Source organism: Stenotrophomonas sp. PS02298 (assembly GCF_029959445.1).
Lineage (GTDB): Bacteria > Pseudomonadota > Gammaproteobacteria > Xanthomonadales > Xanthomonadaceae > Stenotrophomonas.
The window spans coordinates 1-2,140 of record NZ_JASCOR010000294.1; the positions used below are offsets into that span (position 1 = coordinate 1).

2 protein-coding genes are annotated in these 2,140 nt (G+C 63.1%); both read right to left on the reverse strand.

Annotation, left to right across the window (positions count from 1 at the left end; all coding sequences use genetic code 11):
* Window positions 1-188 precede the first annotated feature (188 nt).
* Window positions 189-1,481 carry an adenylosuccinate synthase gene (locus QMX78_RS21185; protein WP_282273389.1) on the reverse strand — a complete coding sequence of 431 codons (1,293 nt, stop codon included), beginning with the start codon at window positions 1,479-1,481 and terminating at the stop codon, window positions 189-191.
* A gap of 245 nt (window positions 1,482-1,726) precedes the next feature.
* Window positions 1,727-1,912, reverse strand: coding sequence for a DUF2065 family protein (locus QMX78_RS21190; protein ID WP_282273391.1), 186 nt, complete (start codon window positions 1,910-1,912; stop codon window positions 1,727-1,729).
* Window positions 1,913-2,140: the final 228 nt, after the last annotated feature.

Genomic DNA, 2,140 nt, shown 5'->3' on the forward strand with positions numbered 1-2,140 from the left:
ATGGTCGGCAATGGGCGTTACCGGTAATGCCCCTTGCCGACCATGGGTCGGCACTACAGGTTTGGCTTTATCGGTAATGCCCCTGCCGACCATGGGTCGGCACTACAGGTTTGGCCCTGTCGTTGATGCCCCAAAACGACAACGCCCCGCTTTCGCGGGGCGTTGGCTGTTACATCACGGCGCGGCTATCAGCCCCACGGATCCTGCAGGATCATGGTGTGGTCGCGGTCCGGGCCGGTCGAGACAATCGACACCGGGCAGCCGGCCAGTTCTTCCAGCGAACGCAGGTAGGCGCGCGCGGCCGGCGGCAGCTTGTCCCACTCGGTGATGCCGTGGGTGTTTTCGCTCCAGCCCGGGAACTCCAGGTACACGGGGGTGCACTCTTCCCAGCCCTGCGCATCCAGCGGCGCGTATTCCGAACGCTTGCCGCGGTATTCATAGGCAATGCAGACCTTCAGCTTTTCCATGCCATCGAGCACGTCGAGCTTGGTGATGCACAGGCCGGAGATACCGTTGATGGCCACGGCGCGCTTCAGCGCGACGATGTCCATCCAGCCACAGCGACGCGGACGGCCGGTCGACGCGCCGTACTCGGCGCCACGATCACGGATGCCCTGGCCGATTTCATCGTCCAGCTCGGTCGGGAACGGGCCACCGCCAACGCGGGTCGCGTAGGCCTTGGCAATACCCAGCACGTAGTCGATGGCATCGGCGCCAACGCCGGCACCGGCCAGTGCACCACCGACGGTGGTGTTGGAGCTGGTGACGTACGGGTAGGTGCCGTGGTCGATATCGAGCAGAGCCCCCTGCGCGCCTTCGAACAGCACGCGCTTGCCCTGCTTGCGCAGGTCATGGCAGATGCCGGCAACGTCGGACTTCATCGGCTCGACGTATTCGCCGAAAGCCAGTGCTTCCTGGTACACGGTGTCGAAATCCACCGGCTCCACGCCCAGGTACTTGGTCAACACGAAGTTGTGGTAATCCAGCGCGGCACGCAGCTTTTCAGCCAGCTGTTCCGGGTAATGCAGGTCGGCGATGCGGATGCCGCGACGTGCAACCTTGTCTTCATAGGCCGGGCCGATGCCGCGACCGGTGGTGCCGATGGCCTTGCCACCAGCGGCCTTCTCACGCGCCTGATCCAGGGCGATGTGGTACGGCATGATCAGCGGCGCTGCCGGCGAGATCTTCAGGCGCGAACGGACTTCAACGCCGGCCGTTTCCAGCTCTTCGATTTCCTTGCGCAGGGCGGCCGGGGAAATCACCACGCCATTGCCGATCAGGCACAGCGCGTCATCGCGCAGGATGCCTGACGGAATCAGGTGCAGGACGGTCTTCTTGCCGTTGATGACCAAGGTATGGCCGGCGTTGTGACCACCCTGGAAACGAACAACTGCGCCGATTTCTTCGGTCAGCAGATCGACGATCTTGCCCTTGCCTTCATCGCCCCACTGGGCGCCGAGAACGACAACTGATTGACCCATGACGGGTAACTCCTGAGTTTGCTGCGGCCATCGGGGCCGCGGACGGGGCCGTGCGCTGCGCTGCGGTCCGCCATCATGGACGCCCCATCGGGGAGCATCCGGCAAACGCCAGGGCCATACACGGAAAAAGCCGAACGGGGCACTCCAGGAGGAGTAAGCCCGACCGGCTTTTGTGGATTATCCGGGTTTTGTCTGACAGCTACCACCCCTGCGAGTACAGCTTGGTACGGGCGTCAGGGTTTGGTTCAGTGGCGGACCCACCACAGGACGGCCAAGCCGATGAACAGCGCCGCAGCGCCCATTCCGCGCAGGGATGCAGCGGGCTGTTCCAGCATCTGCGCCGCCATCCGCTTCCACGCCAAGGGCGCGATGAACAGGAACAGGCCTTCGATGATGGCAACGAGGCATAGGGCAGAAAAGAGGTCTTGCATACGTCAGAGTCTTCAAAAACCGGGTAGTGCCGAGCCATGCTCGGCAGGAGCATTACCGGGATAGCCGAACCTGTAGTGCCGAGCCATGCTCGGCAGGAGCATTACCGGGATAACCGAACCTGTAGTGCCGAGCCATGCTCGGCAGGAGCATTACCGGGATAACCGAACCTGTAGTGCCGAGCCATGCTCGGCAGGAGCATTACCGGGATAACAGTTGTAGGAGCGGCG